The organism is Amycolatopsis sp. lyj-109 (assembly GCF_046548995.1).
Classification (GTDB): domain Bacteria; phylum Actinomycetota; class Actinomycetes; order Mycobacteriales; family Pseudonocardiaceae; genus Amycolatopsis.
In genome coordinates, this window is record NZ_JAJPWR010000001.1 from 170,980 (window position 1) to 194,392 (window position 23,413).

Consider the following 23,413-nt stretch of genomic DNA (forward strand, 5'->3'; position numbering starts at 1 on the left):
AGCGTGCTGAGCTGGGCGGGTGACGCCACCCACGGACAGTTTCGCCCCGCGCACCCGGGTCGTCCACGGGTACGAGCGCGCCTACCGGATGGCCGGGCGCGGGCCGGCCCTGCTCTTCCTGCACGGCATCGGCGACGACTCGTCGACCTGGCTGGACCTGCTGGCCTCACTGTCGGCCGACTTCACGGTGATCGCGCCCGACCTGCTCGGCCACGGCGCTTCGGCCAAGCCGCGCGCGGACTACTCGGTCGCGGCCTACGCGTGCGGCATGCGCGACCTGCTGACCACCCTCGACGTCGACCGGGTGACGGTGGTCGGGCACTCGCTCGGCGGCGGCGTCGCGATGCAGTTCGCCTACCAGTTCCCGGAACGGTGCGAGCGGCTCGTGCTGGTCGGCTCGGGTGGGGTCGGCGCGGGCGTCCACCCGCTGCTGCGCCTGGCCGCGGCGCCGGGAGCGGGGCTGGTGCTGCCGCTGCTGGGGACGCCGCCGGCGGTGGCGGCGCTGCGCGGGTTCGCCGGGCTGCTGCGGGTCTTCGACGACGCTGACCTCGACTACGTGCTGGCCCGCTACGTTCGGCTGGTCGAGCCGAGCACGCGCTCGGCGTTCCTGCGGACGCTGCGCTCGGTCGTCGACTGGCGCGGGCAGGTGGTCAACATGCTGGACCGGTGTTACCTGACCGAGGGCATCCCGACGCTGCTGGTGTGGGGCACGGAGGACACGGTGGTGCCGAGCGGCCACGCGCTGCGCGCGCACCGGGCGATGCCGGGCAGCAGGCTGGTGCTCTTCGAGGGCGCGGGCCACTTCCCGCACCGGTCGGATCCGGAGCGGTTCCTGGAGATCCTGCGGGAGTTCCTGGCCCAGACACCGCCGGCGCGGTACGACCGGGCGCGGTGGGGAAAGCTGCTGCGCGCGGGCCGTCCGGTGGAAGCTCCCGAGCCGGCCGGGATCCCGGATGTGCCGACGGTGTCGTCGGGCACCTGAGCAGCCCCCGTTTTCCACGCTACCGGCGGGCACCGACAGTTCCGGCGCGGTCTCATGCGCCCCAATGTGGCATTGGGTCCGTCCAACGATGCTGTTGGCGAATTCGGTTTCATGCCAACCGGAGCGGCCAACTCGCCCGCCGCAACGGCCAACACGCCGGAGAACCCGGGCGAGTTGGCCGCTCCGGGTGTCGAGTTGGCTGTTGCGGGCGGTGAGTTGGCTGTTGTGGGCGATCCGCTCGCCACCGGAGCGGCCTCAGCGCACCCGCTCGAATTCGCCAACAGCATCGTCCAACGCACCCAATGCCACATTGGGGCGTTTGAAGAGCGGGCCCAGGCACGACGAAGGCCGCCCGCGGGAGGCGGCCTTCGCTCTTGCGATGGATCAGCGGCCGAACGCGCTGCGCGCGGCCAGGTCGGCCAGCAGGGCGCGGCCCTTCTCGGCGGTGCGGGGCTGGGACAGGACGTCGTAGCGGCGGGCCACCAGCTGGCTCTGCGAGATGAACCCGCGCTTGTTCCGGTTCGCCGCGTGGCCCAGCGCGCCGAAGAGCAGGTTGAACCCGAGACCGGCGACGAGGCCGATCGCGATCGGGACCAGGCCGGCGCCCGGGTTCAGCAGGCTGAGCATCACCCCGAGGAACAGGCCGAACATCGCGCCGGACATCGCCGCGCTGCCGAGGACCTTGCCCCATGACATCTTGCCGGCGACTCGCTCGACGAGCATCGGCTCCACGCCCACGATCGTGACGTCGGTGACGGGGAAGTCGGTACCCGCGAGGTGGTCGACCGCGCGCTGTGCCTGCTCGTAGGACTCGTACGAACCGATCGGCCAGCCGGTGGGCAGGGTCGGCAGCTGGGGCCGGGCCTGCTGCTGTCCGATCGTGCTCTGCTGCGTGAATGCTGTGGTCATCGATCTCACCTCTCTTGTCCCGTTCAACGTGCGGGGACCCCGGTTTCCTCCCGGACGAGCGAATTCACAGACTCTTCTCAGCCGGGCAACCCGGACAATCCAGCCACGATCGCAATGGCTCAGAAAAATACCTTTTCTCGGGTTGACCCAGCCTACCTCACCGGGTAGGAAGGACCGGCAAAGGATTCATACCAAACCTTTGGGGCGACGATGGCACGCAGGCGAGGCATGCTCACGCTCGACGAACTCCGGGCGCGCGTGGACGCGGGCACGATCGACACCGTGCTCGTCGCGCTCACCGACATGCAGGGCAGGCTGCAGGGCAAGCGCTGCTCGGCGGAGTACTTCCTGGACGAGGTCGTCGGCCACGCCACCGAGGCCTGCAACTACCTCCTCGCCGTCGACGTCGACATGAACACCGTCGACGGCTACGCGCTCTCCTCCTGGGACAGCGGCTACGGCGACTTCGTGCTGCGCCCCGACTTCGAAACCCTGCGCGAGGTCCCGTGGCAGGAGGGCACCGCGCTGGTGCTGGCCGACGTCGAGCGCGTGCAGGGCGGCCCGGTGTCGGTGTCGCCGCGGCAGATCCTGCGCCGCCAGCTCGACCGGCTCACCGAACGCGGGCTCGCCGCCTTCGTCGGCACCGAGCTCGAGTTCATCGTCTTCGACGACACCTACGAGGCCGCCTGGGACAAGCGCTACCACGGCCTCAAGCCCGCCAACCAGTACAACGTCGACTACTCGATGCTCGGTACCGCGCGGCTCGAACCGCTGCTGCGCCGCATCCGCAACGACATGGCCGGCGCCGGGCTGTACCCGGAGTCCGCCAAGGGCGAGTGCAACCCCGGCCAGCAGGAGATCGCCTTCCGCTACACCGACGCCCTGAGCACGTGCGACAACCACAGCGTCTACAAGAACGGCGCCAAGGAGATCGCCGCGCAGGAGGGCAAGAGCCTCACCTTCATGGCGAAGTACAACGAGCGCGAGGGCAACTCCTGCCACATCCACATCAGCCTGCGCTCGACCGAGGGCCGCGCCGTCCTGGCGGGTGACAGCGAGCACGGCTTCTCGAAACTGATGGAGCACTTCCTGGCCGGCCAGCTCGCCGCGCTGCACGAGCTGACGTACTTCCTCGCGCCCAACATCAACTCCTACAAGCGGTTCGTCCCCGGCAGCTTCGCACCGACCGCGATCGCGTGGGGCACCGACAACCGCACCTGCGCGCTGCGCGTCGTCGGCCACGGCGAATCGCTGCGGGTGGAGAACCGGGTGCCGGGCGGCGACGTCAACCCGTACCTCGCCGTGGCCGCGCTCATCGCCGCCGGCCTGCACGGCATCGAGAACGAGCTGGAGCTGGAGGAGCCGTTCACCGGCAACGCCTACAACTCCGGCCGCGACACCGTGCCGACGACCCTGCCCGAGGCCGCCGAGGCCCTGGCCGGCAGCGACCTGGCGCGCGAGGCCTTCGGCGAGGACGTCGTCGACCACTACCTGAACGCGGCGAAGATCGAGATCGACGCCTACAACGCCGCCGTCACCGACTGGGAGCTCGTCCGTGGCTTCGAGCGCCTTTAAGCCCGTCATCGGGCTGACGTCCTACCTGGAACCCGCGAAGTTCCTGGCCTGGGACACCGAGGCCGCGCTGCTGCACCGGGTCTACGTCGATTGCGTCGTCGCGGCGGGCGGCATTCCGGTGCTGCTGCCCCCGGTGTCCGACGCGCACGACCGGCTGGTGTCCACTGTGGACGGCCTGGTGCTCACCGGCGGCGCCGACATCGAGCCCGCTCGCTACGGCCACGAGCCGCACCCGGCCACCTACGTCCGGCCCGAGCGGGACGCCTTCGAGTTCGGCCTGTTCGCGGCCGCGCGCGAGGCGGGCAAGCCGGTCCTCGGCGTGTGCCGCGGCCTGCAGGTGATCAGCGTCGCCCTCGGCGGCACTCTGACCCAGCACCTGCCGGAGGCCACGGGCACCACCGAGCACCAGCCCGCCCCGGCGACGTTCGGCCGGGGCACGGTCACGCTCGCCGAGGGCAGCCGGGCGGCGGCGATCCTCGGCCCCGAAACCAAGACGCTCTGCTACCACCACCAGGCGATCGACCGGCTCGGCACCGGGCTGGAGCCGGTCGGGTGGGCCGCCGACGGCACGATCGAGGCCGCTGAACTACCTGGTGAGTTCACCCTCGGCGTCCAGTGGCACCCCGAGCAGGACACCGACGACGTCCGGCTGTTCCAGGCTCTCGTCGAAGCGAGCAAGGAGAACCGATGACCACCAGTTTCGACGTCCTGAACCCCGCCACCGAGGAGGTGGTGCGGAGCGTTCCCCTGACCAGCGCCGAAGAGACCGACGCGGCGATCGCCCGCGCCCACGCGGCGTTCCCGGCCTGGCGCGACGTCACCCCCGGCGACCGCGCGCGGCTGCTGCGCCGCTTCGCCGACGCCGTCGAGGCCGACATCGAGCACCTCGCGCGGCTGGAGGTCGAGAACTCCGGGCACACCATCGGCAACGCCCGCTGGGAGGCCGGCAACGTCCGCGACGTCCTCAACTACTACTCCGCCGCCCCGGAACGCCTGATCGGCCAGCAGATCCCGGTGCCGGGCGGCATCAACGTCACCTTCCAGGAGCCCCTGGGCGTGGTCGGCGTGATCGTGCCGTGGAACTTCCCGATGCCGATCGCCGGCTGGGGGTTCGCGCCCGCGCTCGCCGCCGGGAACACCGTCGTCCTCAAGCCCGCCGAGCTGACGCCGCTGACCGCCATCCGGCTGGCCGAGCTGGCGCGCGAGGCGGGCATCCCGGAGGACGTCTTCCAGGTGCTGCCCGGCAAGGGGTCCGTGGTCGGGCAGCGGTTCGTCGACCACCCGGCCGTGCGCAAGGTCGTCTTCACCGGCTCCACCGAGGTCGGCAAGCAGATCATGGCGGGCTGCGCGGTGCAGGTGAAGCGTGTGACGCTGGAGCTCGGCGGCAAGAACGCCAACATCGTCTTCGCCGACTCGGACCTGGAGAAGGCGGCGGCGACCGCGCCCTACGGCGTCTTCGACAACGCGGGCCAGGACTGCTGCGCCCGGTCGCTGATCCTGGTGCAGGCGAGCGCGTACGACCGGTTCATGGAACTGCTGGAGCCCGCGGTGCACGGCGTCGTCGTCGGCGACCCCGCCGACGAGAAGACCGAGATGGGGCCGCTGATCTCGGCCGCGCACCGGGAAAAGGTCGCCTCCTACGTGCCGGACGACGCGCCCGTCGCGATCCGCGGCACCGCGCCCGCGGGCCGTGGCTTCTGGTTCCCGCCGACCGTCCTCACCCCGCCGGACCTGCGCCACCCGGTCGCGGCGGAGGAGGTCTTCGGCCCGGTCGTCGCCGTCGTGCCGTTCACGGACGAGGCCGACGCGATCCGGATGGCCAACGCGACCGAGTACGGGCTGTCCGGGTCGATCTGGACCCGCGACGCCGGCCGCGCGTTCCGGGTTGCGCGCGGCGTCGAATCCGGCAACCTCTCGGTGAACTCGCACTCGTCGGTGCGCTACTGGACGCCGTTCGGCGGCTTCAAGCAGTCCGGCCTCGGCCGCGAGCTCGGCCCGGACGCCGCCGCGGCGTTCACCGAAACCAAGAACGTCTTTCTGAGCACGGAGGAGTAATGGTCCAGCGTTTCGAAGGCCGCGTCGCGGTCATCACCGGCGGCGCCAGCGGCATCGGGCTCGCCTCGGCCCGGCGCCTGGCGAGCGAAGGCGCGAAGGTCGTCATCGCGGACCTCTCGCCGGCCGAGGGCAAGGCGGCCGCCGACGAGATCGGCGGCGCGTTCATCCAGACCGACGTCACCGACGCCGAACAGGTCGAGAACCTGTTCCACAGCACGGTGGAGCAGTTCGGCTCGGTCGACGTCGCCTTCAACAACGCCGGCATCTCGCCGCCGGAGGACGACTCCATCCTGACCACCGGCATCGAGGCGTGGGACCGCGTGCAGCGGGTCAACCTGACGTCGGTGTACCACTGCTGCAAGGCCGTCCTGCCGCACATGCAGCGCCAGGGCCGCGGGTCGATCATCAACACGGCGTCGTTCGTCGCGGTGATGGGCGCGGCGACGTCGCAGATCTCCTACACCGCGTCCAAGGGCGGCGTGCTCGCGATGAGCCGCGAGCTCGGCGTGCAGTTCGCGCGCGAGAACATCCGCGTCAACGCGCTGTGCCCGGGTCCGGTGAACACCCCGCTGCTCAAGGAACTGTTCGCCAAGGACCCGGAACGCGCGGCCCGGCGCCTGGTCCACGTCCCGGTCGGCCGCTTCGCCGAGCCGTCGGAGATCGCGGCCGCGGTGGCGTTCCTGGCCAGCGACGACGCCAGCTTCATCACGGCGTCGCAGTTCCTGGTCGACGGCGGCATCTCCGGCGCGTACGTCACCCCGCTCTAACGCCTGGTCTGTTTCTTGACGTCGTAGACCTCCCGCAGGTAGCGCCAGGCGGCGTTGATCTTCTTGCGCTCTTCGGAGATCTCCTTTTCCCGGCGGCGCAGGATCCGGGTGGCGATCTCGGAGGCGAGGAACGCGCCGGCGGCGAAGGTCAGCGCGCCGACGATCAGGGTGAGGGCGATCACGGTGGTGGTCATGGGACCAGCGTCGGGCGCGTCCGGGCGATTCGTCCCTGCGCAAAGCTAGCGGGTTTCGTTAGTTTTGTGAGGTGACGCACTGGCGCGCCGACGAGTGGGCGGAAGCGGTCCGGACGGGCATCCGTTCCCGCGGGCTCTCCCTGGACGAGGCCGCGCGGCGCATCGGCGTTCCGACGTCGACGCTGCGCAGCTGGATCGAGCACCGGCACGCGCCGAAGGTGACCGTCTTCGACCACTGGGCCGAGATCGCCGAGGTCACCGGGCTCGGGGAGGCCGAGCTGCTGCGCGTCGCCGGGGTCCTGCCCGATTCGCTGGCTTCGCCGGTCCACGTGGCGCAGGCGGCGAAGGCGCTGCGGGAGGGCATCGACCGGGCCGGGCAGTTCCTCCGCCAGGCCACCGCGCTGGTCTACTCCTCGCCCGGCACGCAGGTGGCGAACGCGATCGCGGCGTCACCGATCGACTGGGAGATGCGGATCCGCTCGGCCACCCGCGGCGACGAGGTCCGGGTCACCTACCACCACTACGTCGGGATCGTGCCGCCGCGGGACCTGCCCCACGGCGACGCCGAGGTGCGCCGCATCATCGAGCACGACGTCCTCGGCGAGCTGTGGCGGCCGCTCGGGCTGTACTGGCGGGTCGCCGAGGTGCACGACTGGCACGAGCCGCCGCGGCTGGTCATCCAGGTGCCCGAGCAGGAGGCGACGCGGCCGCCCGCGCCGTCACCGGTGGTCGCCGCGCCGCCGGTGGTCGTGCTGTCGCCGATCTGGGGCTACGGCGAGCTGCTGGCGTCGCTGGTCGCCGACGGCCTCGGGTTCGGCAACGTCGATTTCCGCTACTTCGGCCTCCCGGACACGATGGCCGACCGGGTCCGGATCGCCGCCCGCGAGCTGGCCGAACCCGCACCGCGGCTGGTGCACTCGGTGCCGCCGATCATGCTGCTGCACGGCCTCGCCCTGCCCGACCTGACCGGCCGCCTCCCGGTGGTGGTCCGCTACGGCCCCCGCATGCGCGCCCGCGCCGCCCGCATCTACCGCGAGCCGCTGCTCGAAGCGGGTTTCGCGGACCCGCTGGAAGGCGCGCGCGCGATCGAGGAGGCGATCGCGGTCCCGCCGGGCTGCGCGTACTTCGAGGTGACCATAGCCGACGAGGACGTCTTCGACGGCGACCGCCCCTCGCTCGACCGGCTCAACGACTCGGTGGCGTGGCACGCCGAGCAGATCGTCGAGCAGGTCCTGCTGGGCGCGGGCCTGCCCCCGGTCCCGCTCGGCGGCCCGCTGAAACGCCTGGTCCTGCCCTCGGGCCGGGTCCGCCGCCCGCCGGCTTTGTCCGGCCGGGTGGTCCGCCGGATCGCCGGAGGTCTTGAATGACTCATTCAGGACCTCCGAGGTCCTGAATGAGTCATTCAAGACGGTTCGGTCCGGGGTCGAGGCGGGGTCGAGGATCACTGTGGCGTTGCCCGGGTGAAGTAGACGCCCGCGGGAAGCGCCGGGTACGGTAGCGCCACAACTGCAGATCGGGCCGTCGAGCCGAGGCGGGAGAGCCCTCACGAAGTCGGTGGGGCACCGAAGGAGCAAACTCCCCGGAATCTCTCAGGTACCTGCTACCGCTTCGCGCGAGGCCACTCTGGAAAGCAGGCGCACCCGCGTCTCACCCAAGGTGAAAGCCGTGTCGCACACGGTGAAACTCTCAGGTGCCATGACAGAGGGGGAGTTCCCAGCGCACCGGTGTGCGCCCGGCCCGAGGAGCTCCCGATCACTTCTACGCAGTTCGACGCCCGCCACATCGGCCCGTCCGAGGCCGAACGCGCGAAGATGCTGGCCGAATGCGGTTACAGCAGCCTCGACGCCCTCGTCGGCGCCGCCGTCCCCAGCGCCATCCGCGCCACCCGTGAGCTGGTCCTCCCGCCCGCCGCGTCCGAAGAGGAAGCCACCGCGGAGCTGCGCGCCCTGGCCGCGCGCAACCGGCCGATGACGCAGATGATCGGCCTCGGCTACTCCGACACCGTCACGCCCGGCGTGATCCGCCGGAACGTCCTCGAGAACCCGGCCTGGTACACCGCCTACACGCCCTACCAGCCGGAAATCTCGCAGGGCCGCCTCGAAGCCCTCCTCAACTTCCAGACCATGGTCGCCGACCTGACCGGCCTGGCCACCGCGAACGCCTCGCTGCTGGACGAGTCGACCGCCGTCGCCGAAGCCGTCACGCTCATGCGGCGCGCGTCCAAGTCGAAGTCGAACAAGGTCGTCCTCGACGCCGAGTGCCTGCCGCAGACGATCGCCGTCGTGCGCACCCGCGTCGAGGCCCTCGGCATCGAGGTCGAGGTCCGCGACCTGCTGACCGGCCTGCCCGAGGACTTCTTCGGCGTCGTCGTCCAGTACCCGGGCGCGTCCGGTGTGCTGCGCGGCCGCGGCTTCTACCACGCGATTTCCGAGTCGGCGAAGGCCGCGGGCGCGCTGTTCACCGTCGCCGCCGACCTCCTCGCCCTCACCCTGATCACCGCGCCGGGCGAGTTCGGCGCCGACGTCGCCGCGGGCTCGACCCAGCGCTTCGGCGTCCCGCTCGGCTACGGCGGCCCGCACGCCGGGTACATGTCCGTGCGCGCCGGCCTCGAGCGGTCGCTGCCCGGGCGCCTGGTCGGCGTCTCGGTCGACGCCGACGGCAACCCGGCCTACCGGCTCGCGCTGCAGACGCGGGAGCAGCACATCCGCCGGGAGAAGGCGACGTCGAACATCTGCACCGCGCAGGTCCTGCCGGCCGTGCTGGCCGCGATGTACGCGGTCTACCACGGCCCGGACGGCCTGAAGAAGATCGCCCGGCGCGTCCACGGCCTCGCCGCGGGCTTCGCCGGCGCCCTGCGTGAGAACGGCGTCGAGGTCGTGCACGAGTCGTTCTTCGACACCGTCGTCGCGCGGGTGCCGGGCAAGGCCGCCGAGGTCCACGCGGCCGCCCGCGAAGCCGGGATCAACCTCGGCCACGTCGACGCCGACCACGTCCGCGTCGCCTTCGACGAGGTCAGCACCCCCGCGATCGCCGCGAAGGTTCTCAACGCCTTCAAGGTCGAAGGGGACCTGAAGGACGGCGTCGCCCTGCCGAACGGCCTCGCCCGCGAGAGCGGCCTCATGGGCCACGAGGTCTTCGGCACCCACCGCTCCGAGACGGCCATGCTGCGCTACCTGCGCCGCCTCTCCGACCTGGACTACGCGCTCGACCGCGGCATGATCCCGCTCGGCTCCTGCACGATGAAGCTCAACGCCACCACCGAGATGGAGCCGATCAGCTGGCGCGAGTTCGCCGGTATCCACCCGTTCGCGCCGGCCGAGGACGCTTCCGGGTACCACACGCTCGTGGGGCAGCTCGCGGACTGGCTGGCCGAGGTCACCGGCTACGACAAGGTGTCGCTGCAGCCGAACGCGGGCAGCCAGGGCGAGCTCGCCGGGCTCCTCGCGATCCGCGCCTACCACCGCGCCAACGGCGACGAGGCCCGTGACGTCTGCCTGATCCCGTCGTCCGCGCACGGCACCAACGCCGCGTCCGCGGTGCTCGCCGGGATGCGCGTGGTCGTCGTCAAGTGCACCGACGAGGGCAACGTCGACCTGGCCGACCTGCGGTCCAAAGTGGACACCCACCGGGACACCCTCGCCGCGATCATGGTGACGTACCCGTCGACCCACGGCGTGTACGAGCACGACATCGACGAGCTGGCGAAGATCGTCCACGACGGCGGTGGCCAGGTCTACGTCGACGGCGCGAACCTCAACGCCCTGCTCGGGCTGGCCAAGCCGGGCGAGTTCGGCGGCGACGTCTCGCACCTGAACCTGCACAAGACGTTCTGCATCCCGCACGGCGGCGGTGGCCCCGGCGTCGGCCCGGTCGCGGTGCGCGCGCACCTCGCGCCGTACCTGCCGAACCACCCGCTGCTCGACGCCGCCGGCCCGGCGACCGGCGTCGGCCCGATCAGCGGCGCGCCCTACGGTTCGGCGTCGATCCTGCCGATCTCCTGGGCGTACGTCCGGATGATGGGCGCGCCCGGCCTGACCGCGGCCACGAAGGTCGCCGTGCTGGCCGCCAATTACGTCGCTTCGCGCCTGGCTCCGCACTACCCGGTGCTCTACACCGGCCAGGACGGCCTGGTCGCGCACGAGTGCATCCTCGACCTGCGCCAGATCACCAAGGAGACCGGCGTGACGGTCGACGACGTCGCCAAGCGGCTCATCGACTACGGCTTCCACGCGCCGACCATGTCGTTCCCGGTCGCGGGGACGCTGATGGTCGAGCCGACCGAGTCCGAGGACCTGGGCGAGATCGACCGGTTCATCGCCGCGATGATCGCCATCCGCGCCGAGATCGACGAGGTGGCTGCCGGTCGCTGGGCCGCCGAGGAGTCGCCGCTGCGGGGCGCCCCGCACACCGCGGAGACGCTGGTCGGCGAGTGGGACAAGCGCTACGACCGCGAGGTGGCCGTGTACCCGGCGGGTGTTTCCCGCAAGAACAAGTACTGGCCGCCGGTGCGTCGCATCGACGGCGCCCGCGGCGACCGTAACCTCGTGTGCTCCTGCCCGCCCCTCAGCGAGTACGGCTCGTGAGTGGTAATTCGGGTTAGAACCCTAATTACCACTCACGACCACCTACGGAAGGCGACAATTTTTCCCATGTCTCGCGAAACCTCCCTGCACGGAGTCCACAAGGGACTCGGTGCGCTGTTCACCGACTTCGCCGGCTGGTCGATGCCGGTCCGCTACGCCAGCGAGCTGGCCGAGCACAAGGCCGTCCGCGAGGCGGCCGGGCTGTTCGACCTGTCGCACATGGCCGAAATCCACGTCACCGGCAAGCAGGCGGCGGACGTCCTGGACTTCGCGCTGGTCGGCAACCTGACCGGGGTCAAGCCGGGCCGGGCGCGGTACACGATGATCTGCAACGCCGACGGCGGCGTCCTGGACGACCTGGTCGTCTACCGCCTGGCCGACGAGCACTACCTGGTCGTCGCGAACGCGGGCAACGCGCAGGTCGTCGCGGACGCGCTGGAAGAGCGGGTCGCGGGCTTCGACGCCGTTGTCGACGACCGGTCCGAGACCACCGCGCTGATCGCCGTCCAGGGCCCGAACGCCGCGGCGATCGTCGGTGCCGTGACCGACGCCGACCTGGATGCGCTGAAGTACTACGCCGGCGTCCCGGCGTCGGTGAAGGGCCACGACGTCCTGCTCGCCCGCACCGGCTACACCGGCGAAGACGGCTTCGAGCTGTTCGTCGACGCCGACGCGGCCCCCGCGCTGTGGCGCCTGCTGCTGGAAGCCGGCGAGCCGCACGGGCTCGTCCCGGCCGGCCTGGCCTGCCGCGACACGCTTCGGCTCGAAGCCGGGATGCCGCTGTACGGCAACGAACTCACCGTCGAGCAGAGCCCGTTCGAGGCCGGGCTCGGCCGCGTCGTCAAGTTCGAGAAGCCGGGTGACTTCGTCGGCCGCGCCGCCCTCGAAGAGCGGTCCAAGGCCGACGTCCCGCGCGTGCGGGTCGGGCTCAAAGGCGCCGGCCGTCGCGCCCCGCGGCACGGCTACCCGGTCCTGGCCGATGGCACGGAGACCGGCGAGGTGACCAGCGGCGCGCTGTCGCCGACGCTGGGTTACCCGATCGCCATGGCGTACGTCGATCGGGCGTACGCCGAGCCCGGCACCGAGCTGTCCGTCGACATCCGGGGCAGGATCGAGCCCGTCGAGGTCGTCGCCCTGCCCTTCTACTCCCGCGCGTAAAGGACTCCCAGCTGTGAGCATCCCCGAGAACCTGCAGTACACGAAGGAACACGAGTGGCTGAGCGTCGACGGCGGCGTCGCCACCGTCGGCATCACCGCCTTCGCCGCCGAATCGCTCGGTGACATCGTGTTCGTCCAGCTGCCCGACGCCGGGTCGGCCATCACCGCGGGCGAGGTGTTCGGCGAGGTCGAGTCGACCAAGTCGGTCAGCGAGCTGTACGCGCCGGTCTCCGGCGAGGTCGTCGAGGTGAACGGCACCACATCGGACACCCCCGAGGTCATCAACTCGGACCCGTACACCGAAGGATGGCTCCTGAAGGTGCGTCTGACCGGGGACGTGCCCGAACTGCTCGACGCCGCCGCGTACGCCGCGCTCACCCAGGAGAACTGATGACGACCTTCGACGCGCACCTGTCCGAAGTCGACCCCGAGGTCGCCGCGGCCGTCGCGGACGAGCTCACCCGCCAGCAGTCCACCCTGGAGATGATCGCCTCCGAGAACTTCGCCCCGGTGGGCGTGCTCGAAGCGCAGGGTTCGGTGCTGACCAACAAGTACGCCGAGGGCTACCCCGGCCGCCGTTACTACGGCGGCTGCGAGCACGTCGACGTCGTCGAGCAGCTCGCGATCGACCGCGCGAAGGCCCTGTTCGGTGCCGAGCACGCCAACGTCCAGCCGCACTCCGGCGCCCAGGCCAACGCGGCCGCGATGTTCGCCGTGCTCAAGCCGGGCGACACGATCCTCGGCCTCGACTTGGCGCACGGCGGTCACCTGACGCACGGGATGAAGATCAACTTCTCGGGCAAGCTCTACAACGTCGTCGCCTACCACGTCGACAAAGAGACCGGGATCGTCGACCTCGCCGAGATCGAGCGCCTCGCCGTGGAGCACGAGCCGAAGCTGATCATCGCCGGCTGGTCCGCCTACCCGCGTCAGCTCGACTTCGCCGAGTTCCGCCGGATCGCGGATCTCGTGGGTGCCCGCCTGATGGTGGACATGGCGCACTTCGCCGGGCTGGTCGCGGCCGGGCTGCACCCGTCGCCGGTGCCGCACGCCGACATCGTCACCACGACCACGCACAAGACCCTCGGCGGCCCGCGCGGCGGGCTCATCCTCAGCCGCGAAGAGCTGGCGAAGAAGATCAACTCGGCGGTGTTCCCGGGTCAACAGGGCGGGCCCCTCGAACACGTCATCGCGGCCAAGGCCGTCGCGCTGAAGATCGCCGCGAGCGAGGAGTTCAAGGAGCGCCAGCAGCGGACCCTCGAAGGTTCGCGGATCCTGGCCGAGCGCCTGTCCCGGTCGGACTGCGCCGACGCCGGTGTGCGCGTGCTGACCGGCGGCACCGACGTCCACCTGGTGCTCGTCGACCTCGTCGAGTCCACTCTGGACGGTCAGCAGGCCGAGGACCGGCTGCACGAGGTCGGCATCACGGTCAACCGCAACGCCGTCCCGTTCGACCCGCGCCCGCCGATGATCACCTCCGGCCTGCGGATCGGCACGCCGGCGCTGGCCACCCGCGGTTTCCAGGCCGACGACTTCGCCGAGGTCGCCGACGTCATCGCCGAGGCGCTGAAGGCGGACTTCGACGACGCCGTGCGGGCCACGCTCCGCGACCGCGTCGAGACCCTGGCCAAGAAGCACCCGCTGTACGCGGACCTTTCGCGATGAGCGCCCAGCCCGAAGGCCGGAAGCTGCTGCGTCTCGAGGTGCGCAACAGCGAGACGCCGATCGAGAAGAAGCCGCCGTGGATCAAGACGCGGGTGCGGATGGGGCCGGAGTTCACCGAGCTCAAGGGTCTGGTTCGCCGCGAGGGTTTGCACACGGTCTGTGAAGAGGCTGGTTGTCCCAACATTTACGAATGCTGGGAAGACCGGGAAGCCACCTTCCTGATCGGCGGGGACCAGTGCACCCGGCGGTGTGACTTCTGCCAGATCGACACCGGGAAACCGGCGGCTCTGGACACGTCGGAGCCGCGGAAGGTCGCGGAGTCCGTGCAGGCCATGGGCTTGCGGTACTCGACGGTGACCGGTGTCGCGCGGGACGACCTGCCCGACGGTGGCGCCTGGCTATACGCGGAGACCGTGCGTCAGATCCACGCGATGAATCCCGGTACCGGGGTCGAATTGCTGATTCCGGACTTCAATGCGGATGCTGCGCAGCTGGCGGAGGTGTTCGGGTCGCGGCCGGAGGTGCTTGCGCACAACGTGGAAACAGTTCCGCGGATTTTCAAGCGCATTCGCCCGGGATTCCGCTACGCTCGGTCCCTGGAAGTCATCACGGCCGCCCGTGAGGCCGGTTTGGTGACGAAGTCCAATTTGATTCTCGGGATGGGTGAGACCCCGGACGAGGTGGCGCCGGCGATGCAGGACCTGGTCGATGCCGGGTGCGAGATCTTGACGATCACGCAGTACCTGCGTCCGTCGCCGCGGCACCACCCGGTGGACCGGTGGGTCAAGCCGGAGGAGTTCGTCGAGCACTCTCAGGCCGCGGAGGCGATGGGCTTCGCCGGGGTGATGGCCGGGCCGCTGGTGCGCTCGTCCTACCGCGCCGGACGGCTCTACGCCCAGACCAAGGGTTACCGTGGAGAAGAGCTGCCGGCGAACCTGCAGCACCTCGCCGACCAGGGCCCGGCCGCGCAAGAAGCCAGCTCCTTGCTGGCGCGATAGGAAGGGGCGGATCAATGGCGATCAGCGTCTTCGACCTGTTTTCCATCGGCATCGGCCCGTCGAGCTCCCACACCGTCGGGCCGATGCGGGCGGCACTGACCTTTGTGGACGGACTCGGCGCGGACCTCACCGCGGTGTCCCGCGTCCAGGCCGAGCTGTTCGGCTCGCTCGGCGCGACCGGGTTCGGCCACGGCAGCGACAAAGCCGTCCTGCTCGGGCTGTCCGGTGAACGTCCCGAAGCGATCGACACCGACACCGTGCCGGGCAAGGTCGCGTCGATTCGCGAGTCCGGCAGGCTGGTTTTGGCCGGCACACACGAGATCGCGTTCGACGAGGACAACGACCTCACCATGCACCGGCGCAAGTCGTTGCCCGCGCACCCGAACGGCATGGTCTTCCGCGCGTTCGACGCCGCGGGTTCGCTGCTGCGCGAACGCACGTACTACTCGGTGGGCGGCGGTTTCGTCCGCGACGAGTCGTACGAGACGGACACGGTGTTCGTCGAGGACGCGACACCGGTGCCGTACCCGTTCCGCACCGGCGCGGACCTGCTGGGGCACTGCGCGACGACCGGCCTGCCGATCAGCGAGATCATGCTGGCGAACGAGCTGTCGTGGCGTTCTCGCGAAGAGGTGCGTTCCGGGCTGCTGCGGATCTGGGCGGTCATGGCGGAGTGCGTCCGCAACGGCTGCACCCACGAAGGCGTCCTTCCCGGCGGCCTCAAAGTCCCGCGGCGGGCCCGCGCGCTGCACGAAAAGCTCCTGGCCGAGGACGGCGCGGACGACCCGCTGTACGCGATGGACTGGGTGAGCCTGTACGCCCTGGCGGTCAACGAGGAGAACGCGGCGGGCGGCCGCGTGGTGACGGCCCCGACCAACGGCGCGGCGGGCATCATCCCGGCGGTCCTGCACTACTACCAGCGCTTCATCCGGCACTCGTCGGACGACGGCATCGTGACGTTCCTGCTCACCGCGGGCGCGATCGGCTCGATCCTCAAGCAGACGGGCTCGATCTCGGGCGCGGAGGTCGGCTGCCAGGGCGAGGTCGGCTCGGCCTCGGCGATGGCGGCGGCGGCACTGACGGAGGTGCTGGGCGGTTCCCCGGCCCAGGTGGAGAACGCGGCGGAGATCGGGGTGGAGCACCACCTCGGCCTGACGTGCGACCCGGTGGGCGGCCTGGTCCAGATCCCGTGCATCGAGCGCAACGCGGTAGGGGCTTCGAAGGCGATCCACGCGGCCCGCATGGCGATGCGCGGCGACGGCAGCCACGTGGTGACGCTGGACAAGGCGATCAAGACGATGCGCGAGACGGGCGCGGACATGAGCGTGAAGTACAAGGAGACAGCCCGGGGCGGGCTGGCGGTGAACGTCATCGAGTGCTGACGCCGTAGCTTTCACGTGAAAGCTACGGCGCCGGAACCCCGTCGCTTTCACGTGAAAGCGGCGCGGAGGGGTTCAGTCTTCCGGCTCGACCGCCAGTTTCAAGCCGACCTCGACCAGCGTCCACCCGAGCTGTTGTTTCCTCGTCCCCGCGCGGCGGCGAGGCGTCGCCCGGCCCGGTGGGCGGTTGCGCACGCCGCGGCGCAGCTCGCCCTCCCGTTCGTGGACCAGGTCCTCGGCCATCAGAAAGTGCACCGGATCGCCCCCTGCGTCGATGTTCGGTGTCGGTGGCCCCATCGTCGCCGAGAGTGCTTGCCGGGTGCCACCGGTTTTCCGTACCGCGAACACTCCCTCCAGCAAACACACCCTCCAGCAAACGCGCCCTCCAGCAAACACAGGGTGATGGCCGCCCCGGATCCGCGGCCGCCCGTGGCCGGCCGGACAGCGCCTAGACTCGCGGGATGGAGTCGACCTCGGTGGTGAATGCCGGCGAAGCGCTGTTCCGGCCGGTCCGCACCGGCAATGCCTTCGAGGAGACCGTCGAGCGGCTGCTGCAGGCGATCCGGCTGGGCGTCGTCGGCGCGGGGGAGCGGCTCCCGTCCGAACGCGAGCTCGCCGAACGGCTCGGGGTCAGCCGCGTCACGCTGCGCGAGGCCATCCGGGCGCTCTCCGACGCCGGTTACGTCGAGTCACGGCGGGGGCGCTACGGCGGCACGTTCGTGAACGAAAGCCTGCCCTCTCCGGCCGAGCGGTCACCCAGCGGCAAGGTCGACGCCGTCTCGCTGGAAGACGCGCTGAGCCTCCGCTACGTCCTCGAGACCGGCGCCGCCGAGATGGCCGCCGCGCGGTCGCTGAGCCCGGCCGACCGGCAGCACCTCACCGGCACGCTCGCCGAGGCCGCCGGCGCGGACCTCGACGACTACCGCCGCAAGGACTCCCGGCTGCACCTGGCCATCGCCGAGGTGACCGCGTCGGGCTCGTTGACCACCGCGATGGCCGACGCCCGTACCCGCGTCAACCAGCTGCTCGACCGGATCCCCCTGCTCCCGCCCAACCTCGAGCACTCGAACGCCCAGCACGAGGCGATCGTCGACGCGATACTGGCCGGCGACGCGCCCGCCGCGCGCCGGGCGATGGCGGAGCACATCGAAGGCACGGCCTCGCTGCTGCGCGCGTTCCTGTCCTGAATTTCGACAGTTTCAATCTTCACAGGATTCGAACAGGCTTCCGCAGAACCTTCTCACCCGTCCGGTCGTCATCCGTTCGTGACCTTGCCGACCGAGAACGAAGACCAGCCCGACACCTCGACGTGGCGCCGCGTCCGGCGGATCGCCGGCTGGACGCTCGGCGTCCTCGTCGGCGGCCCGCTGATCGCCTTCTGGATCGTCTACCTCGTGCTCGACGTCCGCAGCCCCCAGGAGGTGCTGGCCGGCCTCCGCAAGACCGTCGTCCTGCAGTACGCGGACGGGTCCGAGCTGCTCAAGGTGATCCCGGCCGACGGCGACCGGACGTTCGTCCCCTACTCGCAGGTGCCCGCGAAGCTGCGGGACGCGATCATCGCCACTGAGGACCCGACCTTCTGGGACAACCAGGGCTTCGACCCGACCGGCATCGGCCGCGCGTTCCTCACCGGCGTCGGCGGCGGGTCCGGGATCACCCAGCAGTACATCAAAAAGTCCACCGGCGACGAAGACGCGACGCTCGGGCGCAAGTTCGCCGAGCTCGTGCTGGCCACGAAGATCACCCAGGAACAGGGCAAGGAACAGATCTTCGAAAGCTACGTCAACATCATCTCCTTCGGCCGCGGCACGTTCGGCCCCGCGGCCGCGATGAACGCCTACTTCGGGAGGAAGCTCGACAACTCGATCACCTGGAGCGAAGCCGCCTTCCTCGCCGGGATGATCCAGTCCCCGTCGGTGCACGACCCCGCCGCGTCCGGCGACGTCCACGCCACCCGGCGCTGGCAGTACGTGCGCGACAAGCTCGTGAGCCGGCGGTACGTCGAGAGCGCCGGGGAGATGTCCTACCCCGCCACCGAGATCCAGCCGCCGTCGGAGACCCGCGCCGGCCGCGTCAGCTACGACGAGTTCCACCTCAAGCAGCAGGTCCTCGCCGAACTGGAACAGGACGGCTTCCCGCTCGGCCGGCTCCAGCAGGGGACCATGACCGTCGAGACGACGCTGGACCGCAGCCGGCAGGACGCCGCGAAGAAAGCCCTGCGGGACAGGCTGAACGGCGAGCCGAAGGAGTTCCGCGGGGCCGTCGTCGCGATCGACCCGGCGACCGGGGCCGTCCGCGCCTACCAGGGCGGTGACCAGGGCGTCCGCGACTACGCGAGCACCCCGCACGCGCTCGGCTCGGCGTTCCACCCGTTCACGTTCACCGCGGCGCTGCTCCACGGCTTCGGCCCGGACCAGCCGATCCCGGCGTTTTCGAAGGTCGAATTCCTCGGCGAGAACTTCCAGTACCCGGAAGTCTGCGGCAAGAAGTGCACCCCGCGCCGGGCGGTCGAAACAAACGCCAACGGCACCTTCGTCGCGCTGGCGAAGAAACTCGGCCCGGAGGCGGTGAGCGAAGCCGCCCGGCGAGCCGGCATCCCGGACGCCGTGGACGGCGTCCCGACGCTGCGCGAGAAGGACGGTTTCCTGATCGGGCCGGGCATCGCGATCGGCCGGTATCCGTTGCGGCCGCTGGACGTCGCGGGCGCCTACGGGACCTTCGCCGCCGGCGGCCGGCGCGCCACCCCGCACCTGGTAGCGAAGGTCCGCGACGAAAGCGGCGCGGTCGTCTGGGAGCACCAGGACACCTCGAGCCCGGCGTTCGGCGACGACGGCACCAGCCGCCGCGTCGCCGCGGAGGTCACCGCGGCGCTGCGCACCGATGACGGCCCGGCGGCGCTGCGCACCGGCGAGGCGGAGCACGGCAACAGCCCGGACTACCAGGACGCCTGGGCCGTCGGCTACACCCCGCAGCTGGCGACGGCGGTCTGGATCGGCACCGACGACGACCGGCGGCTCAAGGACGCGAGCGGCCGCAAGCTGACCGGCGACCTCGTCCCGGCCGACATCTGGCGTGCCTTCACCGCGGCGACCGGCCGCCCGCCGCGGTGAATCAGCGGACCAGGGCCAGCACGAACCCGTCGTGCCCCTTGCCGCCGACGGTCTGGACCGCGGTCGCGTCGATCCGGTCCTCGGCGGCCAGCAGGTCGAACATCTCGCGGGCACCGCGGACGTTCGCGTCGGTGCTACCCGCGTCGGCCACCCGGCCCTGCCGGACGACGTTGTCGACGACGATCGCCGTGCCCGGCCGCGCCAGCACCAGCGAGGCGCGCACGTAGTTCGCGAGGTTGGCCTTGTCGGCGTCGATGAACACGAAGTCGAACGGCCCGGTGAGCGTGGGCAGCGTGTCGAGCGCGGCGCCGACGCGGATGTCGGCGACGTCTTCGCCGAAGCCGGCCCGCGCCAGGTTGGCCTTCGCCACCTCGGCATGCTTCGGCTCGTATTCGCAGGTCACGAGCTTGCCGCCGGGCGGCAGCGCGCGGGCGAGCCAGATGGTGCTGTACCCGCCGAGCGTGCCGATCTCCAGGATCGTGCGCGCCCCGGCGAGCCGGGCCAGCAGGTTGAGCAGCTTGCCCTGGTTGGGCGCGACGGCGATCTGCGGCAGCCCCGCGGCGTCCGCGTCGGCCAGTGCGGCGTCGAGCACCGGGTCGGGGGCGAGCAGCGCGCCGGCGAGGTAGTCGTCGACTTCGGTCCAGGTCTGGTCGGTCATGGCACCTCCACCGCCAATCTAGCCCGGATGGGATCATGCTCGCCGACGACGTTTCCGGCGGGAGGCAGGCATGGACGACTACCGCGTCGTCGCGGACGCCCTCGCCGCCGACATCGAAGCCGGCCGCCTTCGCCCCGGCGACCGCCTCCCGCCGCAGCGCCGCTTCGCGCGGGAGCGCGGGATCGCCGGTTCCACGGCGGCCCGTGTCTACGGTGAGCTCGTCCGGCGCGGCCTGGCCGTCGGCGAGGTCGGCCGCGGCACGTTCGTCCGTGCGGCGAAGCCACCGCCCGAACCCGCGCTCGCCGAGCCCGGCGGCGCCCGCGTCGACCTCGAGCTCAACTTCGCCGTCCTGCCGGCGGAGTCGGCACGGCTGGCGCGGGCACTGGAACCGTTGCTGCGCGAGGACGTCCTGACCGCGGCCCTGCACCCGATCGGCGCGGCGGGCACCCCGGTGGCCCGCGAGGCGGTGGCGGGGCTGCTCGCCCGCGGCGACTGGCGACCGGACCCGGCGACGGTGCTGTTCACCGGCAACGGCAGGCAGGCCCTGGCGGCCTCGATCGCCGCGTTCGTGCCGGTGGGCGAGCGGCTCGCGGTCGAGTCGCTGACGTACCCGGTGGTGAAGGCCCTCGCGTCGCGCCTGGGCGTGGAGCTGGTGCCGATCGAGACCGACGAGTCGGGGCTGGTGCCGGCGGCGCTCGCCGCGGCCGGTCCGGTGCGCGCGCTCTACGTCCAGCCGACGCTGCACAACCCGCTCGGCACGACGATGCCGCCGGCCCGCCGGGCCGAGCTCGCCGAGGTCGCCGGCCGCCTGGACCTGCCGGTGATCGAGGACGGCATCTACACGTTCCTGCGCGACGACGTCCGCCCCTTCGCCGCGTACGCGCCGGAGCGCACGGTGTTCGTCGACAGCCTGTCCAAGCGGATCGCGCCGGGCCTGACGGCGGGATTCCTGGTGTCACCGCCGGCCTGGACGGCGCGGCTGGCGTCGTCGGTGCGTTCGGGTGCCTGGGGCGCGTCCCGGTTCGCCGTCGAGGCGGCGACGCAGTGGATCGTGACGGGCACCTTGGCCGGGATCGAGGCGGCGAAACGCCGTGACGCGGCCGCGCGCGCCGCCGTGGTCGAGGAGAAGCTCCCGGGCCTGCGCGGCGACCCGGCGTCGTACCACCGCTGGTGGGAACTGCCGGAGCGGTGGCGGGCGGAGACGTTCGTCGCGGCGGCGGCCCGCCGGGGGATCGCGCTGTCCCCGGCGGCGGCGTTCGCGGTGCTGCCGGGCCACGCGCCGAACGCGGTGCGGATCGCGGTGTCGGCTCCGCCGGCGGCGACGCTGGCCGCGGCCCTCGACGTCCTGGCCGAGCTGGCGAGCGGCAGCCCGGACGACCTGCTGGCCGACTGACAGCGCCCCAATGTGGCCTTCGGTGCGTCAGACGCACCGAAGGCCACCTTAGGTGCGTCAGACGCACCGAAGGCCGCCTTGGGGCGCACGGCGCTAGGGTGCGTACTTGCCCACGAAGCTGCCGCAGGTCACGGTCCGCCCCGTGAGCCGGGCCTGGATCGCCTTCTCCAGGCCGAGGTAGTCGAACACCGGGGTGTCCGCCGGGATCGACTCCGGGACCGGGCCGCCCGTCGCGAGCATCCGGTACGAATCCGTCTGGAACAGAACCAGGTAGCCGCCTTCGCGGCTCAGCCGGTCCGCCGTCGCGAGCATGCGCTCGGGCGCGTCGCCGACGACCTCCAGCGGCAGCGGCCATTCGAGGGGGAACGGGTTGCGCAGGCCGAACGCGGGGTAGGCGAACGGGCTGTCCGGCAGGATCGCCGTCCGGGCGGCCGGGAAGCGGTCCAGGCAGTCGCGGATCTGCCGGACGAAGGTGAACGTCGACGGGTTCGTGCGGATGCCGGACATCGCCGGGGTGACCGCACCGAGGTCCTCGGTCAGCCGCTCGTGGCCGACGTCGAGGTAGGCCGCCCGGTCGTGCTGGGCGACGACGACCCAGCCGCAGACCGCCATCGCTGCACACCCGGCGGTCGCCGTCACCCAGCGAGGGACCGGCCGCGGCCGGGGCGGGACCAGCTCGCCCAGCAGCAGCACCGTCGTCAGGGCGAGGGTGCCGCAGAGCAGCGTCGGCGTGTCGTTGCCCCAGGACAGGCTGATCATGAACCCGGTGGCGAGCACGAGCAGCCCGGGCCACGGCAGCTTCCGCCGCACCGCCGCGTTCACCGGCACGCTGACCGCGACGATCCACCACAGGACGTCCGCCCAGCGCGTGGACCCGGTGAACCGGCCCTCGGCCACGGTCGAGACCACCGCCGCGCCCCCGGCGAGCACCAGCACCCAGGTGGCCACCCGGCCCGCGACGCCGAGCCGGTCGCCGGGCACCCGGACGGCCAGGAGCACCACGGCGATCGCGGCGAAGAAGCCCAGCTCCCGGACCGGCGGCTTGGTCAGCACTCCGGGGTCGTCGAGCCAGAGTCCGAGCAGCCGCTCGCCGTACGCGGGCAAGCCGCCGGTGAGCTGCTCGACCATCTCCGTGAAGCCGCCGCCGAGGCTCACCCATGTCACGTACGCCAGCCCGGGCGCTCCCAGCGCGAGGAGGTCGAGGACCAGCCGGGCCACGCGGCGCGTGCCCGCCCGCGTCGCCGGGTGCAGCAACAGCCAGAACACGCCGATCACGGGGGCCAGCACGAAGCTCTGCTTGACGAGCACCGCGCAGCCGAGCAGCACCAGCCCGCCCCGGCGGGCGAGGGCGCGATCGCCGCCCAGGCCCACGTCCAGGGCCCAGGCGCCGCACGCGGTGAGGAAGATGCCGTCCACGGTGTGCCAGGCCATCAACGGGAAGGCGTTGAGGTTGATCAGCGACGCGGCCGCGACCAGCGCCGTCATCCCCGGGCCCCACGCCAGGACCCGGCGCCGCGTGACCAGCGTGGCGAACGCGATCGTGGCCACGATGATCTCGATCATGGCCAGGAAGCCGGAGCCGAAGAACAGCGGCATCGGCAGCGCGAAGTCGGCGACGTGCAGCACCGCCGACCCCAGCGGGCGGGCGGAGATGATGTCGGCGTGCGGGACTTCGCCGTGCAGCACGCGCCACGCCTGGGCGAGGATGAAGCCCTGGTCGGAGGGGTGGAAGCCGAAGCGGCCGACGCGGAGTTCGGTGGCCAGCGCGAGCAGCAGCACCCAGCCGGCGTGGATGCTCCAGCGCAGCAGCGGCCGGATCTGCTTCCGGGGCGCCGGCGTCGTGACGGTTTGCGCAGGACTCGCCACGTCCACGCCCCGCCCGCCTTTCCCTCACGATCACGCCCGGGAAGCGATGGTAGCGGCCGGGGCACCTCACCCGCGGGCCGGTGCGAACGCCACCCCGGGAACCCGGGGTGGCGTTCGCGGG

20 protein-coding genes and 1 riboswitch are annotated in these 23,413 nt (G+C 71.4%); of the genes, 15 read left to right on the plus strand and 5 right to left on the minus strand.

All coding sequences use genetic code 11. From position 1 onward, the window contains the following. Positions 1-19 precede the first annotated feature (19 nt). A complete protein-coding gene (locus ACLJQF_RS00755; RefSeq protein ID WP_410606227.1) occupies positions 20-982 on the plus strand; it encodes an alpha/beta fold hydrolase in 963 nt (320 codons plus the stop codon). Positions 983-1,366: 384 nt separating this feature from the next. Here the strand turns inward: ACLJQF_RS00755 and ACLJQF_RS00760 are convergent, their stop codons facing one another. Beyond that, positions 1,367-1,891: a general stress protein gene (locus tag ACLJQF_RS00760; RefSeq protein WP_410606228.1), complete on the minus strand. Its 525-nt coding sequence runs from the start codon at positions 1,889-1,891 to the stop codon at positions 1,367-1,369. Positions 1,892-2,101: 210 nt separating this feature from the next. Between ACLJQF_RS00760 and ACLJQF_RS00765 the strand changes: the two genes are divergently transcribed. From ACLJQF_RS00765 to ACLJQF_RS00780, 4 genes are read left to right on the plus strand one after another with little or no spacing between them, the layout of a single operon-like run. Then, positions 2,102-3,466, plus strand: coding sequence for a glutamine synthetase family protein (locus tag ACLJQF_RS00765; protein WP_410606229.1), 1,365 nt, complete (start codon positions 2,102-2,104; stop codon positions 3,464-3,466). Then, positions 3,447-4,157: a gamma-glutamyl-gamma-aminobutyrate hydrolase family protein gene (locus tag ACLJQF_RS00770; protein ID WP_410606230.1), complete on the plus strand. Its 711-nt coding sequence runs from the start codon at positions 3,447-3,449 to the stop codon at positions 4,155-4,157. Before ACLJQF_RS00765 ends, ACLJQF_RS00770 begins: the two co-directional genes overlap by 20 nt. Continuing rightward, entirely contained in the window at positions 4,154-5,521 is a 1,368-nt protein-coding gene (locus ACLJQF_RS00775) for an aldehyde dehydrogenase family protein (protein WP_410606231.1), read from the plus strand. Before ACLJQF_RS00770 ends, ACLJQF_RS00775 begins: the two co-directional genes overlap by 4 nt. Next, positions 5,521-6,288, plus strand: a complete 768-nt coding sequence (locus ACLJQF_RS00780) for a 3-oxoacyl-ACP reductase (RefSeq protein ID WP_410606232.1) — start codon at positions 5,521-5,523, stop codon at positions 6,286-6,288. Before ACLJQF_RS00775 ends, ACLJQF_RS00780 begins: the two co-directional genes overlap by 1 nt. Here the strand turns inward: ACLJQF_RS00780 and ACLJQF_RS00785 are convergent. Further along, positions 6,285-6,482: a hypothetical protein gene (locus tag ACLJQF_RS00785; protein WP_410606233.1), complete on the minus strand. Its 198-nt coding sequence runs from the start codon at positions 6,480-6,482 to the stop codon at positions 6,285-6,287. The two genes, ACLJQF_RS00780 and ACLJQF_RS00785, sit on opposite strands and share 4 nt — an antisense overlap. A gap of 71 nt (positions 6,483-6,553) precedes the next feature. On the opposite strand from ACLJQF_RS00785, the gene ACLJQF_RS00790 reads away from it, so the two are divergent. From ACLJQF_RS00790 to ACLJQF_RS00820, 7 genes are all read left to right on the plus strand, one after another. Continuing rightward, positions 6,554-7,849 (plus strand): helix-turn-helix domain-containing protein, encoded by a 1,296-nt coding sequence (locus tag ACLJQF_RS00790; RefSeq protein ID WP_410606234.1) that lies wholly within the window; start codon positions 6,554-6,556, stop codon positions 7,847-7,849. A gap of 155 nt (positions 7,850-8,004) precedes the next feature. After that, positions 8,005-8,098: riboswitch (glycine riboswitch) on the plus strand. Between the two features lie 135 nt (positions 8,099-8,233). Then, positions 8,234-11,065 carry an aminomethyl-transferring glycine dehydrogenase gene (gene gcvP / locus ACLJQF_RS00795; protein WP_410606797.1) on the plus strand — a complete coding sequence of 944 codons (2,832 nt, stop codon included), beginning with the start codon at positions 8,234-8,236 and terminating at the stop codon, positions 11,063-11,065. A gap of 66 nt (positions 11,066-11,131) precedes the next feature. Beyond that, positions 11,132-12,223 (plus strand): glycine cleavage system aminomethyltransferase GcvT, encoded by a 1,092-nt coding sequence (gcvT, locus tag ACLJQF_RS00800; protein ID WP_410606235.1) that lies wholly within the window; start codon positions 11,132-11,134, stop codon positions 12,221-12,223. Positions 12,224-12,236: 13 nt separating this feature from the next. Continuing rightward, positions 12,237-12,614 (plus strand): glycine cleavage system protein GcvH, encoded by a 378-nt coding sequence (gcvH, locus tag ACLJQF_RS00805; protein ID WP_410606236.1) that lies wholly within the window; start codon positions 12,237-12,239, stop codon positions 12,612-12,614. After that, entirely contained in the window at positions 12,614-13,888 is a 1,275-nt protein-coding gene (gene glyA, locus ACLJQF_RS00810; protein WP_410606237.1) for a serine hydroxymethyltransferase, read from the plus strand. Before gcvH ends, glyA begins: the two co-directional genes overlap by 1 nt. Further along, positions 13,885-14,886, plus strand: a complete 1,002-nt coding sequence (gene lipA, locus ACLJQF_RS00815) for a lipoyl synthase (RefSeq protein WP_410606238.1) — start codon at positions 13,885-13,887, stop codon at positions 14,884-14,886. Before glyA ends, lipA begins: the two co-directional genes overlap by 4 nt. Positions 14,887-14,900: 14 nt before the next feature. Further along, the gene (locus tag ACLJQF_RS00820) at positions 14,901-16,268 is read left to right on the plus strand and encodes an L-serine ammonia-lyase (protein ID WP_410606239.1); all 1,368 of its coding nucleotides are present in this window, start codon (positions 14,901-14,903) and stop codon (positions 16,266-16,268) included. Positions 16,269-16,340: 72 nt separating this feature from the next. Here ACLJQF_RS00820 and ACLJQF_RS00825 read toward each other — a convergent pair whose 3' ends face one another. Continuing rightward, positions 16,341-16,562: a hypothetical protein gene (locus ACLJQF_RS00825; RefSeq protein WP_410606240.1), complete on the minus strand. Its 222-nt coding sequence runs from the start codon at positions 16,560-16,562 to the stop codon at positions 16,341-16,343. 164 nt (positions 16,563-16,726) lie between these two features. Between ACLJQF_RS00825 and ACLJQF_RS00830 the strand changes: the two genes are divergently transcribed. Beyond that, positions 16,727-17,452 carry a FadR/GntR family transcriptional regulator gene (locus ACLJQF_RS00830; protein WP_410606241.1) on the plus strand — a complete coding sequence of 242 codons (726 nt, stop codon included), beginning with the start codon at positions 16,727-16,729 and terminating at the stop codon, positions 17,450-17,452. A 78-nt stretch (positions 17,453-17,530) separates the two neighbouring features. Continuing rightward, positions 17,531-19,375 carry a transglycosylase domain-containing protein gene (locus ACLJQF_RS00835; protein ID WP_410606242.1) on the plus strand — a complete coding sequence of 615 codons (1,845 nt, stop codon included), beginning with the start codon at positions 17,531-17,533 and terminating at the stop codon, positions 19,373-19,375. A gap of 1 nt (position 19,376) precedes the next feature. Here ACLJQF_RS00835 and ACLJQF_RS00840 read toward each other — a convergent pair whose 3' ends face one another. Continuing rightward, positions 19,377-20,033, minus strand: coding sequence for an O-methyltransferase (locus tag ACLJQF_RS00840; protein ID WP_410606243.1), 657 nt, complete (start codon positions 20,031-20,033; stop codon positions 19,377-19,379). 70 nt (positions 20,034-20,103) lie between these two features. Here ACLJQF_RS00840 and ACLJQF_RS00845 point away from each other — a divergent pair, with 70 nt between their 5' ends. Beyond that, positions 20,104-21,426, plus strand: a complete 1,323-nt coding sequence (locus ACLJQF_RS00845; RefSeq protein ID WP_410606244.1) for a PLP-dependent aminotransferase family protein — start codon at positions 20,104-20,106, stop codon at positions 21,424-21,426. A gap of 93 nt (positions 21,427-21,519) precedes the next feature. On the opposite strand, the gene ACLJQF_RS00850 is transcribed toward ACLJQF_RS00845, so the two are convergent. After that, positions 21,520-23,298 carry a hypothetical protein gene (locus ACLJQF_RS00850; RefSeq protein ID WP_410606245.1) on the minus strand — a complete coding sequence of 593 codons (1,779 nt, stop codon included), beginning with the start codon at positions 23,296-23,298 and terminating at the stop codon, positions 21,520-21,522. Positions 23,299-23,413: the final 115 nt, after the last annotated feature.